At 47.4% G+C, this 17,311-nt stretch carries 14 protein-coding genes; 9 read left to right on the top strand and 5 right to left on the bottom strand.

Translation table 11 applies throughout. The features are described 5' to 3' along the window. Nucleotides 1-120 precede the first annotated feature (120 nt). Nucleotides 121-1,683, top strand: a complete 1,563-nt coding sequence (locus ACT89M_RS25320; RefSeq protein ID WP_154984792.1) for an MDR family MFS transporter — start codon at nt 121-123, stop codon at nt 1,681-1,683. A 491-nt stretch (nt 1,684-2,174) separates the two neighbouring features. Here ACT89M_RS25320 and ACT89M_RS25315 read toward each other — a convergent pair whose 3' ends face one another. Further along, nucleotides 2,175-3,608 (bottom strand): VanW family protein, encoded by a 1,434-nt coding sequence (locus ACT89M_RS25315; protein WP_308722749.1) that lies wholly within the window; start codon nt 3,606-3,608, stop codon nt 2,175-2,177. A 253-nt stretch (nt 3,609-3,861) separates the two neighbouring features. Here ACT89M_RS25315 and ftsE point away from each other — a divergent pair, with 253 nt between their 5' ends. The 5 genes from ftsE (at nt 3,862) to ACT89M_RS25290 (ending at nt 9,924) form a co-directional block, all read left to right on the top strand. Next, nucleotides 3,862-4,548 carry a cell division ATP-binding protein FtsE gene (ftsE, locus tag ACT89M_RS25310; protein WP_090922994.1) on the top strand — a complete coding sequence of 229 codons (687 nt, stop codon included), beginning with the start codon at nt 3,862-3,864 and terminating at the stop codon, nt 4,546-4,548. Then, nucleotides 4,538-5,455 carry a permease-like cell division protein FtsX gene (gene ftsX, locus ACT89M_RS25305; RefSeq protein WP_154984706.1) on the top strand — a complete coding sequence of 306 codons (918 nt, stop codon included), beginning with the start codon at nt 4,538-4,540 and terminating at the stop codon, nt 5,453-5,455. Before ftsE ends, ftsX begins: the two co-directional genes overlap by 11 nt. Before the next feature lie 163 nt (nt 5,456-5,618). Next, nucleotides 5,619-6,899: a murein hydrolase activator EnvC family protein gene (locus ACT89M_RS25300; protein WP_090922998.1), complete on the top strand. Its 1,281-nt coding sequence runs from the start codon at nt 5,619-5,621 to the stop codon at nt 6,897-6,899. Nucleotides 6,900-7,058: 159 nt separating this feature from the next. Beyond that, on the top strand, nt 7,059-8,531 hold the full coding sequence (locus ACT89M_RS25295) for a S41 family peptidase (protein ID WP_341181293.1): 1,473 nt from the start codon (nt 7,059-7,061) through the stop codon (nt 8,529-8,531). Nucleotides 8,532-8,595: 64 nt separating this feature from the next. Continuing rightward, nucleotides 8,596-9,924 (top strand): PDZ domain-containing protein, encoded by a 1,329-nt coding sequence (locus tag ACT89M_RS25290; protein ID WP_341181292.1) that lies wholly within the window; start codon nt 8,596-8,598, stop codon nt 9,922-9,924. A gap of 51 nt (nt 9,925-9,975) precedes the next feature. Here ACT89M_RS25290 and ACT89M_RS25285 read toward each other — a convergent pair whose 3' ends face one another. Together ACT89M_RS25285 and ACT89M_RS25280 are read right to left on the bottom strand one after the other, a co-directional pair. After that, nucleotides 9,976-10,614, bottom strand: a complete 639-nt coding sequence (locus ACT89M_RS25285; protein WP_341181922.1) for a response regulator transcription factor — start codon at nt 10,612-10,614, stop codon at nt 9,976-9,978. Between the two features lie 70 nt (nt 10,615-10,684). Beyond that, nucleotides 10,685-11,902, bottom strand: coding sequence for a sensor histidine kinase (locus tag ACT89M_RS25280; RefSeq protein WP_308722753.1), 1,218 nt, complete (start codon nt 11,900-11,902; stop codon nt 10,685-10,687). A gap of 202 nt (nt 11,903-12,104) precedes the next feature. Here ACT89M_RS25280 and ACT89M_RS25275 point away from each other — a divergent pair, with 202 nt between their 5' ends. Genes ACT89M_RS25275 through ACT89M_RS25265 form a run of 3 tightly spaced genes read left to right on the top strand, consistent with a single transcriptional unit; the run spans nt 12,105 to nt 15,410 of the window. Further along, on the top strand, nt 12,105-13,040 hold the full coding sequence (locus ACT89M_RS25275) for an ATP-binding cassette domain-containing protein (RefSeq protein WP_154891282.1): 936 nt from the start codon (nt 12,105-12,107) through the stop codon (nt 13,038-13,040). A gap of 11 nt (nt 13,041-13,051) precedes the next feature. Beyond that, on the top strand, nt 13,052-14,242 hold the full coding sequence (locus ACT89M_RS25270; RefSeq protein WP_154891281.1) for an ABC transporter permease: 1,191 nt from the start codon (nt 13,052-13,054) through the stop codon (nt 14,240-14,242). Further along, nucleotides 14,235-15,410, top strand: coding sequence for an ABC transporter permease (locus ACT89M_RS25265; protein ID WP_154891280.1), 1,176 nt, complete (start codon nt 14,235-14,237; stop codon nt 15,408-15,410). The genes ACT89M_RS25270 and ACT89M_RS25265 overlap by 8 nt, the downstream gene beginning before the upstream one ends. A gap of 233 nt (nt 15,411-15,643) precedes the next feature. Here ACT89M_RS25265 and ACT89M_RS25260 read toward each other — a convergent pair whose 3' ends face one another. After that, nucleotides 15,644-16,471, bottom strand: a complete 828-nt coding sequence (locus ACT89M_RS25260; protein WP_154891279.1) for a flagellar motor protein MotB — start codon at nt 16,469-16,471, stop codon at nt 15,644-15,646. Continuing rightward, entirely contained in the window at nt 16,455-17,255 is an 801-nt protein-coding gene (locus ACT89M_RS25255) for a flagellar motor protein (protein WP_090923009.1), read from the bottom strand. The genes ACT89M_RS25260 and ACT89M_RS25255 overlap by 17 nt, the downstream gene beginning before the upstream one ends. Nucleotides 17,256-17,311: the final 56 nt, after the last annotated feature.

The following is a 17,311-nucleotide window of genomic DNA, read 5'->3' as shown; positions in this document are numbered from 1 at the left end:
CCCCCAAGGTAGAAGGTTTTGCCATAAAGCAATCGGTCCTTGGACTGATTGCTTGTTACTTCTTTTCGGATATACTAATGCAGTCATATGAATAGAACGGGAATGGAGAGATTAACAACAATGGCTGCGCGTAACAATAAAATTGGATTTGTGCTGGCAGGTTTGCTGCTCAGCATCTTAATGGCCTCTATGGATAATACCATTGTGGCTACGGCCATGGGGGATATTGTGGGCAAGCTCGGCGGGCTCGACAAGTTCGTCTGGGTAACTTCTGCCTACATGGTGGCTGAGATGGCAGGTATGCCGATTTTCGGTAAACTGTCGGATATGTATGGACGTAAAAAGTTTTTTGTCTTCGGGATCATCGTATTTATGCTTGGCTCCGCTTTGTGTGGAACTGCGACATCCATCGTGGAACTGACGATGTACAGAGCAATTCAAGGGATTGGTGCAGGAGCACTGGTGCCGATTGCGTTCACGATTATGTTCGACGTCGTTGCGCCTGAATCGCGGGGGAAGCTGGGTGGTCTGTTTGGGGCAGTGTTCGGTCTTTCGAGTGTATTCGGGCCGCTGCTAGGTGCGTACATTACAGAGTATGCCACATGGGAATGGGTGTTTTACATCAATCTGCCGCTCGGTTTGATTGCATTTCTGTTTATCGCATTTTTCTATAAGGAATCTCACCAGCATCAGTCACAGCAGATTGACTGGCTGGGTGCTGTTACACTGATTGGGGCCGTGGTCTGCCTGATCTTTGCGCTGGAGCTGGGTGGCAAGACGTTTGCTTGGGACTCTGCACAGATCTTGGGGCTGTTTGCCGGCTTTATCGTGCTGGCATTGATCTTCTTGTATGCAGAAACGAAGGCCAAAGAGCCGATTATTTCATTCGGTATGTTCCGCAAGCGGGTGTACTGGTCAAGCAATGTTATTGCCATGTTCAGTGGTGCTGCGTTCATCACGGCATCGGTATATATCCCGATTTTCATCCAGGGCGTACTCGGTGGTAAAGCAACCAACTCGGGTCTTGTCCTTCTGCCTATGATGCTGGGTTCCGTCGTGACGGCTTCTATGGGCGGTGTGCTCATGACCAAAACGAAATACCGCAATATTATGATTCCAACGCTGGCATTGCTTGTAGTGGGTCTGGGGTTGCTCACGACATTGGATGAAGGTTCATCCCTATGGACAATTCGGGTATACATGGTCATGATTGGCCTTGGTGTCGGTGCATCCTTCTCCGTACTTAGTAATGCAGCTATGAATGCCTTCGAACCGCAAAGACGCGGTGCCGCCAGTTCAACGCTGAACTTTCTGCGTTCCTTGGGCATGACGATGGGCATCACGATCTTTGGCATTGTACAGAGTCAAGTGTTTACGCGCAAAATGACAGACAACATGGCTGGTGCCGCTGGAGAAGCTGGTGCAACGACTGGGGCGCCTGCAGGTGGTCTGCCTGCCGGGATGGATCTGACCGATCCGCATGCATTGTTATCACCAGAGCTGCGTCAAGGGATTCCCCCACAGGTGCTGGAGTCCATCACACATGCGTTATCCTCTTCCATTGTACAGCTGTTTGCCTGGGCGGTTATTCCGGCAGCCCTTGCACTGATCGCTTCCTTCTTCATGGGGAAAGAGAAAATGGTTGTAGGAGAAGAGCAACACGAGTATACAGGTGGGCACTAAAGCAGAGGAGAACGAAGTTAAGCCATCACCGACCGTGTATTTGAAGCATAGATCCGGTGAGTCTTGAGTTATAACGTTTTGCAAGCTTTAAGCTAAGGAAACAAAAGGTTATGCAATAAACGGATTTTACAAATCCGTAAATCTAGTGCACCTGTCTCATATCCCGTACAAGGGTATGAGACAGGTGCATTTTTACTTCTTAAGGATCATTCGTTAGTTGTTTTTAAGGCTTACATTTGCCTACTTCAATATATAGGTTGAACTTTCATTTACACCATAACGGAGAGGACAGAAAAAACCTGAAGAAGCGAAGCTAAAAGCTTTCTGCAAGAAAGCTACATCGGAAGCATAAGCTTCGCCTTTATCCCCGGATTTTCCCCTTTGGAAAAGGGAATCCAAAAAATCCGGGGATAACAGCGATCGGAAGGTTATTATGTCAGCGAAGTGTCCAGTGTAAAGCTTCCCCGTTTAACTTATATTTCCACCTGAATTTAAGGCTGATTCCCCTCACGAATGCCATCCTCCACCACGGAAGGTTGCTGTGGATCAGGCATGCTAATACGACCTGAGCGGGCAATCAAACGGCTCTGTGCTTTGTAGGTATCGCGTGAGATTGTTTTGGTTTCAACGACTTTGCCATCAACTCGCTTCGTGCGTACCGTCTCAACGATGTACCCGGGCTGTCCATTCTGAAGCACTTGCTGGGCACCGTCAGGTAGCACGTTACTGGATACATACTTTACAGGTACACTGAGCGTTTCAATCGTACGAGACTCCAGCGCATAACTGACGTTCTCGGGGAATGTGCCGAAAAACTTCACCACCATGCGCCCGCCTTGCACCTTGGCATGGATCAACAGGGATTTCTCGGTGCTGTTTCGAAAACGAAAGTTAATGGCGCCCGAGGCAAAGGTGGCATCTAACCCTTTCGGTATATATTTAACGGGCAACGAGTGATTACGCCGTTCCACAATATCCAGGCCCGTTAGCAGAGCGGCATTATATACGGTGCTGGATACCTGACAGATTCCTCCGCCAATTCCGGGCATCAGCCTGCCATTCACGATGACCGGTGCTTCCCGAAAACCATATTCCTTCTCCGCTTTGCGAATCACCTTTTCATAGTCGAACACACCTCCAGGCGGCAAAATCATCCCGTTGATGGCCTGAGCCGCCGCGCTGACGTTATGTATCCGACCTTGACTGCTGTTTCCCAGCCCTGTGGAAAATTGAATAATTTTTCGCTCGATGCCTTCCTGCTTTAGTGAATCGATCGTTACCTCTGGCTTCAAGGTGTATAGAGGTAAAAGAATGCGGATGGGTTCTGGTTTTACTCCATCCATCACATCGCTCAGCTCCCTGTGCAACTTGGTCTGCATGAGGGTGCTAAGTGTTTTCCAATCAATCCGGCGCACGCTTTTCTCCGGAATGTACTGCACTTGATCATTTGCGGTGATGCGGCGGACGGCTTCGGTCGGCGTACCGAAGGTTTCTTTTTCCCAGGCAGGGCTAAGCAATTGTTGAAAGGTTTGTTCATTGTAGTTCATATCCAAAGAGAAGGTCTGGGGAAATTGATACCGTGCATACGCGCGTTCCCACAGGTTCCCCTCATCCAGCTGTTGTACTGCGGCCTTGAAGCTGTCTGCACTGTAACTCACTCCTAGTTCGGCGGCAGTATGTGACATCGTTATCGGGTTTGGTTCAGCCACTTCCAGTGTGACAGGCCAGTCCTGTAATTGTTGAATGCGAGTGTGCAGTTCTGCCAGTACCTCTTTGCGATGTTTGCCATCGATGGCCCAGCCGCTAATCTGTACCCCTTTGGGCAAAGTAGGCTGGTTTACGTACATATAGAGCAATCCATAGGACGCGGAGCCGATCAAGAGCAGGGAGAACAGGGCGATGACCGTTACATGTATTTTTTTCATAACCAAACGCTCCTTTTGGCTTCTGTTGTTCCGGAATTCGTAACACTCTCTATCTATATGATCCAAGGGTGGAAAACTTTCGGGTACTCAATAGGTAACAAATTTGTTACAATAAACTTCATATGAATCCATGCTTCACCAGCAAAAGAGGGACAGGATGGATTTTTCCTGATGAATTTCAGGCCTTTTTAAAGGAAATGCCGGGATTGTGTCGAAATCATAATGGCTAACTATGTGAGCAGGAAGTGATGATGTGATAGAAATGCAGGACGTGTGGAAGACCTACGCCAATGGTACCCACGCATTACAAGGGGTGTCGGTGAAGATCGACCGCAATGAATTTGTCTATATCGTTGGTCCATCCGGTGCAGGCAAATCGACATTCATGAAATTGATGTACAGAGAAGAAGTGCCAACCAAAGGGCAAATATCCATTAACGGATTTAATATTGGCAAGTTGAAACCACGAAAAATTCCTTATGTGCGCCGTAATATCGGTGTTGTATTTCAGGATTTCCGCCTGTTACCGAAGATGACAGCATATGAGAACGTGGCATTTGCGATGGAAGTTATTGAAGCGCCGAAGCGTCACATCAAGAAAAGGGTTATGGAAGTGCTCGATCTGGTGGGATTACGCAACAAGGCCAACCGCGAACCTTCACAACTCTCCGGCGGGGAACAGCAACGGATTGCGATCGCACGGGCGATTGTGAACAATCCTTCCGTCATTATTGCGGACGAGCCTACAGGGAATCTGGACCCGGAGACGTCATGGGGCATTATGCAACTGCTGGACGAGATCAATTTCCGGGGCACAACGATTGTAATGGCAACACACAACAAAGATATTGTTAATACGATGCGTAAACGGGTTATCGCCATTGAACGCGGACAGATTGTACGGGATCAGATGAGAGGGGAATACGGTTATGAATTTTAGTACTCTCTTGCGACATCTGCGGGAGGGCTTCAAGAACGTATTCCGCAATGGCTGGATGTCAGTGGCCTCCGTCATGTCGATTATCGTCTCTCTGTTTATTCTTGGCGTGTTTATGTTGCTTGTGCTTAACGTGAACTCTATGGCCAATCAGGTAGACAGCCAGGTAGAGATCAGTACCTTTCTGGAGCTGAATGTGGACGAGAACCTGCGCAATGTCATTGGTCAGGAGATCAGTGCCATGCCTGAAGTCAGCGAGATTCGAATTGTTCCGAAGGATGAAGGATTAAAAGAATTCCGTGATCGTTTAGGCGAAAATGCGGATAATGTTCTCGGTGGTTTTGATGTAGATAACAATCCATTGCCGGATACGATTGAAGTTAAAGTAATTGAACCGGAAACGGTCAATTTTGTCGCGCAGAAGATTGAAGCATTGAACGAGAAACATGCCGAGAAGCCGATCATGAAAGTGAACTACGGCAAGGAAACGGTAGATGTGTTATTCAAATTTACGAAGCTTGTTCGTAATATCGGATTTATTTTTGTCGGGGGACTGGGCCTGATGTCGATGTTCCTGATCTCGAATACGATTCGCGTAACGATTCTGGCGCGCCGCCGGGAGATTGGCATTATGAAACTAGTGGGTGCAACCAACACTTTTATCCGCTGGCCTTTCTTTATTGAAGGGGCGTTAATTGGACTAATCGGTTCCGTTATCACGGTCGCGGTTCTGTTCTTCGGATACAGTCAACTGATGTCAACGATTGGTCAGGATGTCTTCATGCAGATGCTGAATCTAATTCCACTCAGCGAAATCTGGCCACTGATGGGAACGTTACTGATTGGGCTTGGTGTGCTCGTGGGTATTTTGGGCAGTACACTGTCCATTCGCAAGTCGCTCAAAGTGTAGAAAATGTCGAAAAGAATGCCAAAACAGGTTCATTATTGAATGCTGTTTGACGATATGTAGAAAAGACGCAACTGTTGTTTTGATGAAAGAAAGCAAAGAACATGCTGTTCACCACCTGTGCAGGTTGCTTTCTTGTGAATTCATAGGATGGGGGATCATCATTTTGAAAAAAACCGCTTCGCTGCTGGCCTTTATGTTACTGGCCGGTATGACGTTTCAACCTTCTGACGGATATGCCAAGAATAGCATCAGCGATATTGATCAACAGATTCAGCAACTGGAGAGCAAGGCGGCTTCCGCCAAGCAGGAGCAAAAAAAGGCTGCGGCCAATAAACAGGAAGCGCAACATTACAAGAACAAAACCAATGCTTACCTGAAGGTTGTCTTGGAACAGATCAATGTCGTTAGTGATGAGCTGGCCAGTGTATCGTTGCAGATTGAAAATACGGAGGAAGATCTTCGTACAACGAAAAAAGATCTGCAAGCAGCAGAAGACCGGATCGTCGCAAGAGAAAAACTGCTAGAGTCACGTGTACGCCTGATGTATACGGATGGGGCAGTATCCTACCTTGATGTCCTTTTATCTTCCACCAGCTTTACCGATTTTCTGACCCGTGCGGACTCGCTTAAAACGATTGTGGATCAGGATCAGCATCTCTTGGATGAACATAAAAAGGACAAGCAACTTGTGGTAGAGAAAAAGGCAGATTTGGACCGACAATATGCGGAGGCCAAAAGCCTTTATTCACAGAAGAAACAGCGCAAGTCGCAGCTGAACGATAAAGAGAAAGAAAAGCAGGTGCTCCTGGCTTCATATGATGCTAAAATTGAACAATCCGAAGAGTTGACGGCTGAGCAGGAAGCTGTGTTGATGCAGATTGCTGGCAAACGCTCAGCTCTGTTACAGGAGAAAAATAAATTGCGTGAGCAACAGGCCGCAGCTGCAGCCAAAGCTCGGGCCCAAGCTGCGGCACGTGCCAAAGCAGCAGCCAAGGCGCCAACACGTGTAAGTTCAAGCGGCAACAGTGAGGTAACTTATTCGTCAGGTAGCGGTATTTTTGCAAGACCGGTGTCTGGTGGACGCATTTCTTCACCGTTCGGTCCGCGAATTCACCCGATTACAGGGGAAGTAGGCAAACTGCATGCAGGTGTCGATTTTGCCGTTCCAGTAGGCACATCCGTTCATGCGGCTTCCGGCGGGATTGTCATTATGGCTGAATGGTATAGTGGCTATGGCTACACGGTTATTATTGATCATGGCGGAGGTCTGTGGTCATTGTACGGCCATTTGCGTGAAGGTGGATTCAAGGTCAGCAAGGGAGATACGGTAAATAAAGGCGATACGATTGCCGAGTCTGGCAATACAGGGAACTCAACTGGGCCTCACTTGCACTTTGAAGTGCGTGATAACGGAACAGCTGTGAATCCGATGAACTATTTGTAGATTGTCTGATTTAATGCGTTGCAACTTATATAGTTTAAACTTCGAATGGAAAAATCATAATCCGTACAAGCTAGACATATACTAAGCTGGCATGTTCAGGGAATGATTCGGGGCAGTTCGAATCGGATGCGCTTCAATACTAAAGGCGGTGACATACGGATGATGAAAAAAAGATCGGCGCTGCTGTTCGTTATTTTGGGACTGCTTGGCGGGAGTCTGTTAACCATCGTGTTAATGACTTACCCGGGTATTACAAGCCAAGTAAAACCCGGCGAAGGACTGTTGGCAAGTGTAACCGGCAGCTCGCAGCAGAAAAACGATTTAAAGAAGATTGAAACCGCAATGGATTTGATCTCCAGTAACTATTATAAAGATGTCGACCGTACCAAGTTGATTGATGGTGCGATTAACGGCATGATGGAATCTCTCGGTGATCCCTACTCCAACTATATGGGACAGGAAACAGCTGCCCAGTTTGAAGAGTCCATCGAAGGTTCATTTACCGGTATTGGTGCAGAGGTTTCTTCGCAAGACGGTAATGTCGTTGTCGTTTCCCCAATCAAAGGTTCGCCTGCTGAAAAAGCAGGTATCCGTGCGAAAGACATCATTATGTCCGTTAACGGCGAATCGCTTCAAGGACTTGAGCTCAACAAAGCGGTTAACAAGATTAGAGGTCCAAAGGGTAGCGAAGCCAAAGTACAGGTGAAACGTGCGGGATCGACAGAGCCGATTGAATTCATGATTGTTCGTGATGATATTGATCTGGAAACCGTTTATGCGCATATGGAAGATGGCGGTATTGGTGTCATCAACATTACGCAGTTCTCGCTGAATACAGGTGAACGCTTCAAGGAAGAACTCGCGAAGCTGGAGAAGCAAAATATGAAAGGCCTGATTATCGATGTACGGAATGACCCGGGCGGTGTACTACAAGTCGTTATCGATATAGCAGAACAGTTTGTACCGAAAGGTAAAGTCATCGTTCAGGTTGAAGATAAAAATGGCAAGAAGGAACAAAGTAAATCGAATGGATCAGCCAAACCTTATCCTATTACCGTCTTGATGAACAAAGGTAGCGCGAGTGCTTCCGAAATCCTGGCAGGAGCTTTGCAACAATCTGCTGGTGCTACACTCGTAGGTGAAAATTCATTTGGTAAAGGAACGGTGCAGACCAGCTACGATAAACAGATGGGCGACGGTAGCCTGCTGAAGATTACGATCGCCAAGTGGTTGACACCAAACGGTACCTGGATTCATGAAAAAGGCATCAAACCGGATATTGCAGTGAACCAGCCAGACTATTTCTCGGTTGCGCCGATTAATAAAGAGAAGTTGCCACTGAAATATGACAGCAATAGCATGGATGTGAAGAGTGCGCAGACGATGCTGAGAGGACTTGACTTCAAGCCGGATCGTGTGGACGGATACTACGACCAGAAGACCGAAGAAGCCGTCAAGGCGTTCCAGAAGAAAAAAGGCATTCAGGTTACTGGCCAAATCGATGAGAAAACGGCAGAGTCTCTGGAAGCATCTCTGATTGAACGTATTGCCAATCCTCAATATGATGCACAGCTGAAACGCGCGATCGAAAATGTCTCAAAGGATATTTCGTCCGCTGTGTCGAAGCCATAAAGAAGGCTGATTTTCAGCCTTCTTTTTTTCTGAACCGGCTGAAGGAGAGGAGTGAAATGCTACAATGGAATGGGTATGGCCTTGGTTAACTGTATTAGGGGAAGCATTGTTACAGTTGTTGATTCAGCCGTTTTATTATATGGCAGTGATTCTGATTGCTTTAATTTATCATCGTCAGTTGCTCCAGGAACGGAAACTCTTCCATGTACGTATGCAGAGTTCGATCACGCAGGCGATTCGAGCGGTTCTCGGGGGAATTGTCATTGGTGTAATTGTGTCCATGATATCTCTTTTCCTTGGCACTTATCTTACGCTAGGTAGTGTAATCAGCATATGGATTGCAGCATTGGTTTTATCTTTAATTCGTATCCGTTATTTGTGCTTTGCCTATGCAGCGGGGGCACTGGGGATTCTGCAATTTGCTCTGAATGTAGCCTCCAGCTGGCAGCCTGTCGGTATGCTTGGACAGGCTGTGGACACAGTGCGCGCATTGGACATGCCTGTGCTGCTCGTGCTGGCTGCATTGCTGCATTTTGGCGAAGCTATACTGGCACGAATGCAGGGTGTATCTATGGCCTCACCGTTTCTGATGGAAGGTAAACGCGGGAAGTTGGTAGGCGGATATCAGATTCAACTCTTCTGGGCGGTTCCGCTACTAATTCTTGTTCCGACAACCGGAGGTATCACAGAACTGGCGTGGACTCCGCTACTTCATGCAGGTCAGGGCTACACGCTAATGGCACTACCCATCTTGCTGGGATTTAGCGAAAATACACAAAGTATGCTACCTGGGCGTAAACTCCAGGTTTCAGCTAAACGTTTGATGCTGTATAGCTTGGCATTACTTGTATTCAGTCTGCTTGCCGTATGGTGGTCACCATTGACAGTGATTGCAGCCTTGGTAGCTTTTGCCGGACATGAACTCCTGGTGTGGTACAGCGCATTGGAAGAGCAGCAACTTAGTCCTGCATTTGTTCACCCTCAGCATGGACTTAAGGTACTTAGTGTGATTCCAGAGAGTCCTGCAGCAGAGCTCGGAATTGAGGCAGGGGAGACATTGTATAAAGTGAACGGTATACTCGTTCATTCTCCCGAAGAGCTACACCGGGCACTGCGGATGAATCCGGCTTTTTGCAAGCTGGAGGTGCGTAATCATCAAGGAGAGAGCAAGTTTATGCAACGAGCGATTTACGAAGGCGAGCACCACCAGCTTGGTGTGATTATGGCACCGGATAAACATGAAGCATGGGCAGTTCAGCCACGTCCGGTGACGTTGTTTCATGTGGTTACGCTCAAATTATTCACACGCCGGAAAGAGCAACGTGTGGGCGAAGCTCCACTGGCTTTACCACCAGCCCCTGTAGTGAGTGACAAAGGGTCAGTCGAAATGTAATAAAAGGTTCTTCCAAACGCCTTGGCTGGCGTGAGGAAGTACCTTTTTGCTTTATTTTCTCAAAATAAAAATGGCGATTTGGGTGCGATCACGCAAATGCAGCTTACCCAGGATTTCAGTTACATAGTTTTTGACGGTACCCTCGCTGAGAAACAGTTTAGTGGCAATTTCTTTGTTGGATAGTCCTTCTGATATAGCTTCGGCAACGGAAAGCTCCATGCGTGTAAGCCCATGCGTTTCAAGTGGCTCGTTTACCGGAGGAGAAGCTGGCGTTCGAAGCAAACCCGCGAGTTTGCGTGCAATATCCGGGTGGATCAGCATATCCCCGTTATGGACGGTTTTGATGCCCTGCACGATCCGGGCAGGAGGGACGTTTTTGAGTAGATAACCACTCGCTCCGTACTGTATAGCTTGAATGATATATTCATCGTCGTCAAAGGTTGTCAGCATCAGTACCTGGATATCGGGGAAACGGGTTTTGATCAAAAGAGTTCCTTCGACCCCATCACATTCGGGCATACGTATATCCATGAGTACAACATCTGCAGCTGTTCCTGATTCAAGGCAGGCAAGTGCCTCCGTCCCATTGGAAGCCGTACCTGTAATGTGGATACCCGCATCGAGACCGAGCACCACGTTCAGGCTTTCCCGGATGAAGGGATCGTCATCGACAAGGAGGACTTGAATCATTGAAGGTTGCTCGGACAATGTTTTCTGAGTGCTATTGTTCGGTTCTGGCATGAGCATATTCCTTTCCGTTTTACAGTAAATTCATTTTGTTTGTAATGGGGATTCGAGTGATAACGGTATATGGGGCGGTGGGTTGAACCTCAATGGTACCTCCAATGAACTGTGTACGCTGACGCATACCCTCATGCCCAAGGCCTGTTGTTACACTTGTATCTAAAAGGGAGTGCATGCTGCCATCATTACTGATGCTCATACGAATCTCCTGATGCCCAAAAGCCAGCTGCAAACGAATGGAAGTGGCCTTTCCATGTTTAATGGCATTCGTTATAGCTTCTTTGGCGTTTTTGTACAACACAATCTGCGTACTTGGATAGAGAGTGTGTGGCTGACCAATAATCTCGTAATGAGTCTGTATCCCTGTATCGCGACCGACTTCTTCTAATAGACGATCCAAAGCGTAGGCATCGGATGCATGAAAATCAGGACGAAGTTTATGAAGGGTGTTACGCATATCATCCATACTTGCAGCCAGCTGGTCTCGAATCTGCTTGACCATTTCAGTACCCTGTTCGTTATTCAAAGGTAGCGTGAGCAAGGCAGCTTCTGACATCATTTTGGTGCGTATTAGCCGATGTCCGATATCATCATGAAGCTGACGGGATATTCGAATACGCTCTTCTGCCTGAGCCGCATCTTCTAATTGTTTGGAAAATGACAGCAACTGTGCACGCGTCTCTTGTAGCTCATAATGCTTATGCCGTAGCTCGTCATACACATGCTCCAGTTGCTTGCGACCGTTTGCAGCTTTGGCTCCTTGCCAGGAGAGAGCCGCTGTCATCCATAGGAGCAGGTTTACGCCAATGTTTATCTTCACAGAGTCCGAGAACCAGCTCATGGTGTTCATTTGAACTTCCATCGCTCCAGAACTGAGCGTAGTTGGAGTTGCAACATGCCAATACAGTGCAAGATTCGTTGTAATCAGCTGAAACCCTAATATGAACCATCTTATAGATCCACCGAGCCGATACATATAAACATAAAGAACCGATAGAGAGATGAAAATCATAAAGGGGCCGTATAGCGCGATCAACCAGCTGGCCCACATTATTTCTGCCAGAAATAACAGTGATTGCTGTGCGCCTGAACGGGTAAAGCGGTTCGCTACAGCGAGTAAGGTCGAGATGAGGATGTAAAAGGTGTACAGTGCTTCGCCATGTAAAGGTAGGGTCAAACTGAACAACACAGCAGGTACAACCAATAAACCATATTGCAGGGATCCCAAGGGCATATGTAGATGACATCCTTTTTTAACATAATGGAGAATAAGACGATAACGCATCCTTGATTATAACATAGGCCACCGCAACATCAGGAGATGACTTAAGTCACCTTTGAATGATGACTTTATGTACCTTCGCCAAGGGGAGACATTCGATACAATAGACATAGAAATATCGCGGTAAGAGCTCATATGGGAGGGGCATACGTAAATGAATATATTGGAAATGGATCACGTTGTAAAACGGTATGGCAGCAAGTTATCGGTGGATCACCTCAACTTAAGTGTGCAAAAGGGAGAGATTTTTGGTCTGCTTGGACCGAATGGAGCGGGGAAAAGTACTACGATTAGCATGATTGCAGGTCTGCTCAATATGGATCAGGGAGAGATCAGACTGGACGGCATATCGGTGAAGGAGCGACCACTCGATGTGAAGCGTAAGATTGGGCTGGTTCCGCAAGATTTGGCTTTATATGAAACGATGAGTGCCGCGGATAATGTTACTTTTTTTGCCCGGCTCTATGGATTACGAGGGAAGAAGCTCAAAGAAAGAGTGCAGGAATCTCTCGAATTTGTCGGTTTGCAAGATAAGGCCAAGGATGCTCCATCCACCTTCTCGGGCGGCATGAAACGCAGACTCAACATCGCATGTGCGCTCAGTCACAGGCCGGATTTGATCATTATGGATGAGCCCACCGTGGGCATTGATCCACAATCCCGCAATCACATTCTTGAATCGGTGCGAACGCTCAACAAGATGGGCTCGACCATTATCTATACAAGTCATTATATGGAGGAGGTTGCAGCGATCAGTAATCGGGTAGCTATCATGGATCAAGGCCGGATTATTGCTTGTGGAACCGAGGTTGAGTTAAGGGAACGTGTTGCATCGGAGGAAAAAATTGTACTTACCACTTCCGGCATGGATGCCGGTGCTGTGGAAGAACTTAAGCTTCACCCGCGTGTACGGGCAGTAGAAGTCACGGAAGACACATTAACGATTATGCTGCCTTCGGCACAGCAGGCGCTGCAAGATATGCTGTTTATTTGCAGCAAACATGACATGTCCATTCAATCCCTCCGGGTCGAAGAACCGGATCTCGAGACGCTTTTCCTCAATCTGACCGGGCGTACGCTTCGAGACTAGGAGGAGATGGCATGAGCATATGGCATATTTGTATCTTTGAACTCAGACGTATTTTGAAAATTCGTTCTGTAGTGATTAATCTGTTCATTCTGCCTTTATTATTAATTTTTATCTTGGGAACGGCATTATCAAGCGCGATGGGAACAGGAAAAGATACGACGCCTGATACGTTGCGCGTGGGGATTGTGCAATCAAATGAAGCGATATCCTCTCCGGCAGGTGAAGCCCTGAAAGCCTTTGTGGCTGCACCTGAAGTAGCCCAAATGATAAAAGTGAAAAACATGTCTTCACAGGACGAAACGATGGATGCGTTAAAACAAGGAGATCTTGATTTTGCGGTGATCATGACTTCGGATATGGTGCAACAATGGATGGCAGGAAAAACCGTTAAGCTACAATGGATACTTGGAAAAGACAATACACTTAATGTAGTGGGGCAGACCGTATTCACTAGCTTTACGGATGAGTTGAATCGACAGGCTGCCATTGCAAAAGTCCTTGGGCCAGAAACGGTGATGGCGATTTCAACGCAAGATGGCACTGGATTGCCATCAGCACAGCCGAATATTAAGGTCAGCAGCCCGGGGAATTCCGGCCAATCCTACAGCGCTTCACAGTATTACGCAGCAGCCATGCTGGCGATGTTTATGCTGTACTCTGGCATGACCACCGTTAACAGCCTGTTTACAGAGCGCGACAAACAAACGCTCGCGCGTCTTCAGGCAACGCCAGTAGGCAATGGAGTGATCTTTGCCGGCAAAGTTGCAGGTAACAGTCTGCTTGCCTTTTTACAAGCAATCATTATTATCGTCATGACCAACCTATTATTTGGCGTGAATTGGGGTGGTCATCCGTGGTTAATTGTACTGATCTGTATACTTATTACGCTGGCGTCAATGACTTTGGGTATTATTGTAGCCTTGGTTAGTAAAAGCGCTGCTTCAGCTACTGCATTAATGCAGGGAATTATCATCGTGATGACTTTTATTAGCGGCGGGTTTACTCCGATCGCCATCGATTTTGTACAGCGCATTAGCGAATTCACGGTGAATCATTGGGCGCTTCAAAGTTTTCTGAGTATGATGCTGGGTGCAACTTTGCAAGAGGTCATGCACAATATTTTCATGCTTGGGGCCGTGTGTGCAGTGCTAGCAGCAGTTGCTGCAGTGATATACAGAAAGGTTGGATATCGTTATGAATAGTCTGCATATCGCTTGGTTAATGATCCGGAGAACACTGGGACGTAAACGTGGGTTTGTTGCATTTTTACTGTTACCATGCCTTGTTGTGACAGGTGCAGTTGCTCTTTTTGGAAGTGAGCAGGCCAGTCGTGCGGTTGTTTCTTATGTCAATATGGATGAGGGGATCGCTGGATCATGGATGATCAAAGAGCTCGCTCGTACGAAGGAGTACAGCTTCAAAGCTGCGAGTAACGAGGCAGAAGTGAAATCGGATATCGTTCGCCAAAAAGCAAGCATGGGAATTGTAATTCCCGCCAATTACACCGAATCGCTGTTACAGGGGAAGCCCGTGGAGATCCAGTGGATTGAAATGCGTGTCAGCGAAAGCTCATACATCCTACGAGCAGCCGCCGAAGGGGTTGCGGATGGGTTGAAACAGTCTGCTGCTGCCGTACAAACATCTGCTACCATGTTGCCTTCTAAAGCTGACGCTAAGAGTCAGGAGGCGAAACTCGAACAGCTCCTGCAAGAGATTGGGAGGCATCATCTATCCGGGGAAGCATTACATCTGCAACTGTATCCCAAGCCAGGTTTAAATAACGTCACCGGATTCACGATTATGTTCATGATGGGACTGTTAACGAGTGCAGTGGCTGTTATTATGGACGATCGAAAACAACGTACGATGGCTCGAATGTATACTGCTCCAGTTAGGTCATATGAGATCGCGCTAGGAAACTTTCTGGGTAGTCTGGCGATTGGAGTCATCCAGATTATGCTCGTGCTCGGTATAAGCCGTTGGGTGCTGCATTATGATGCAGGGATTCCGTTTGGTATTCACTTTCTGATTCTTGGAGCGTTTATGCTGGTATCGATGGGATTAGCGAGTGCTGTGAGCGGTTTGATTCGTGAATCGAAAAATGCCAGTATGCTGAATTCTCTTATCATTGTACCAACTTGTATGATTGGGGGTTGCTTCTGGCCGTTATCCATCATGCCGGAGTATATGCAGAAGCTGGCGAACTTCGTACCGCAAAAATGGACGATTCAGGCAGTCGAAACGATCTCCGCCGGAGGCACGCTGGCAGACATCACCCTGCCGCTGCTGATCCTGTTTGCCATGGCCGTGATCCTGCTGGCTGTCGGTTCCGTGATTCTTCGTCCCAATCAACCGGGGATGGATGCGTAAATTGGTTGTGGTGTAAATAGGAAAAGAGATAGAGGGAGTCAGTTAGGAGTTAAGAGTTAAGAGTGAAAGCAAGAGCAAGAGCAAGGGTAATTTAGAATACAGTCAAAAAAGCACGTTTGACGGGATGAATACAGTCAAACGTGCTTTTTACTGAGTTGTTTTTTTGTAACATGACTTCGTAGTCGGTTAATAGAGGCTGAGGTCATGCATGTATTTTTTTGCGGGATAACTGACTATGGCTGTAATTGGCGAAGCACCGTAATTTCAACCCGGCGATTCTTCTGTCTTCCAGTTGCTGTTGTATTGTCTCCGGTTGGCCTGGTATCCGCATACCCTGCATATTGGAAGTGGTCGGGGTCGAGTTTCTCCTGATCGATGAAAAAGCGTAGTACTGATAACGCACGTTCACCGGACAACTCCCAGTTATCCTTGTACGCGGAATTGGCTCCTATTGGGATGTTATCCGTGTGTCCCTCAATACTGACCACCATTTGAAGATTACGAAACAAACTGGCGAGTTTGCTAAGTGTAGGAGCAGCATCTTTTTTCAAGGCAGCTTGTCCTTGATCAAACAGAAAACGATCACTGAGCGTAATGGAGATACCTTGCGGTTTGTCTGCCACGAAAATTTGATTATCCAGTTTATTATCTTCGATATATTGGGTAATCACATTGAACAGATTTTGTAATTCCTGTTCCTGAGTCCTGAATTGTTCTTCTCGCTCCGTGAGCGGACGGTTGCTATCAATAGGGGTATCTTTGTCCGAATCTGATGACGAATCTTGATCATCCTCTGAGCTTCCCTGGGGGGGCTTGGTGATGGTTTGACCCGGTGTCTCCCCGAGTCCGTCCCCCAGTTCAAGTATGGAGTCGGATTTATTAAAAGTGCTTTGAAGGGATTGGGTCACGACGTCGTATTTACCGGTGTCCAGATTGCTCATGGCGTACATGATGACGAAAAAAATCAGTAGCAACGTAATGAGATCCGCATAGGTAATCATCCAGCGATCCCGATGGTCAGCAGCTTCGCGTTTGGCACGCCGTTTACTGCGACGACTCATCTAATCCCTCCTTTGCGAGCGGAGATTGCAAGACCTGGCGGTGCGAGAGTGTAAAAGACTCTAGCCGTTTGCGAACGAGCTGTGGATTTTCGCCATTTTGAATGGCAAGCACTCCTTCAAGCATCATCTCCATTTCTTGCACCTCGTCAGCACCTCTGGATTTGATTTTGGAAGCGATAGGTAAAAAGATCAGGTTAGCACTGGCAACTCCATATAGAGTGGCTGTAAAGGCAACGGCAATGGCTGGTCCGAGTCCGGTTGGATCGGTTAAGCTTCCGAGTACCTGAATAAGTCCCATTACGGTTCCGATGATCCCCATCGTTGGGGCATAACCACCGGCAGATTCGAATATTTTGGCATAATTCTCATGTTTCTGCTCTACAGAATCAATTTCCATCTCCAGAATCTGCCGAACAACATCCGGGTCTGTACCGTCGACAACCATCTGGATGCCATCTTGTAAAAAGGGATGGGGATGATCCACAACTCTGCGTTCCAGAGCAAGCACACCGGATCTGCGGGCAATGGATGACATCTCGATCAGTTCTTCGACCCATTGTTTGGAATCCTGAGCACGACGTCCAAAGGCCATACGTAAAGCAGCAGGGATCGTTCGCAGACGATGTGCAGGGAAGCTGGCTACAACGGCAGCGATGGTGCCGCCGAACACGATTAGAGCAGCCGTTTTTTGTAACAGGCCGGACATATGGCCGCCTTCCCACAGAAAACCGCTGATAACTGCGGCAATTCCGGCAATTATACCGATAAGTGTCGCAATATCCATAAATTAACCCACTCCTATCTTCATTTCACGTTTGCATCACTAAAACGAACAAGGTA

The sequence above is a fragment of the Paenibacillus sp. NN59 genome (assembly GCF_057597225.1).
Note: the sequence above shows the minus strand (reverse complement) of the source record. Positions and strands in the feature narration are given on the sequence as shown.

Coding starts and splice junctions, on each gene's coding strand:
- ACT89M_RS25320 (WP_154984792.1), top strand. CDS start 121: ATGGCTGCGCGTAACAATAAAATTGGATTTGTGCTGGCAGGTTTGCTG.
- ACT89M_RS25315 (WP_308722749.1), bottom strand. CDS start 3,608: ATGAAAAAAATACATGTAACGGTCATCGCCCTGTTCTCCCTGCTCTTG.
- ftsX (WP_154984706.1), top strand. CDS start 4,538: ATGAATTTTAGTACTCTCTTGCGACATCTGCGGGAGGGCTTCAAGAAC.
- ACT89M_RS25295 (WP_341181293.1), top strand. CDS start 7,059: ATGATGAAAAAAAGATCGGCGCTGCTGTTCGTTATTTTGGGACTGCTT.
- ACT89M_RS25290 (WP_341181292.1), top strand. CDS start 8,596: ATGGAATGGGTATGGCCTTGGTTAACTGTATTAGGGGAAGCATTGTTA.
- ACT89M_RS25285 (WP_341181922.1), bottom strand. CDS start 10,614: ATGATTCAAGTCCTCCTTGTCGATGACGATCCCTTCATCCGGGAAAGC.
- ACT89M_RS25280 (WP_308722753.1), bottom strand. CDS start 11,902: ATGCCCTTGGGATCCCTGCAATATGGTTTATTGGTTGTACCTGCTGTG.
- ACT89M_RS25275 (WP_154891282.1), top strand. CDS start 12,105: ATGAATATATTGGAAATGGATCACGTTGTAAAACGGTATGGCAGCAAG.
- ACT89M_RS25270 (WP_154891281.1), top strand. CDS start 13,052: ATGAGCATATGGCATATTTGTATCTTTGAACTCAGACGTATTTTGAAA.
- ACT89M_RS25265 (WP_154891280.1), top strand. CDS start 14,235: ATGAATAGTCTGCATATCGCTTGGTTAATGATCCGGAGAACACTGGGA.
- ACT89M_RS25260 (WP_154891279.1), bottom strand. CDS start 16,471: ATGAGTCGTCGCAGTAAACGGCGTGCCAAACGCGAAGCTGCTGACCAT.
- ACT89M_RS25255 (WP_090923009.1), bottom strand. CDS start 17,255: ATGGATATTGCGACACTTATCGGTATAATTGCCGGAATTGCCGCAGTT.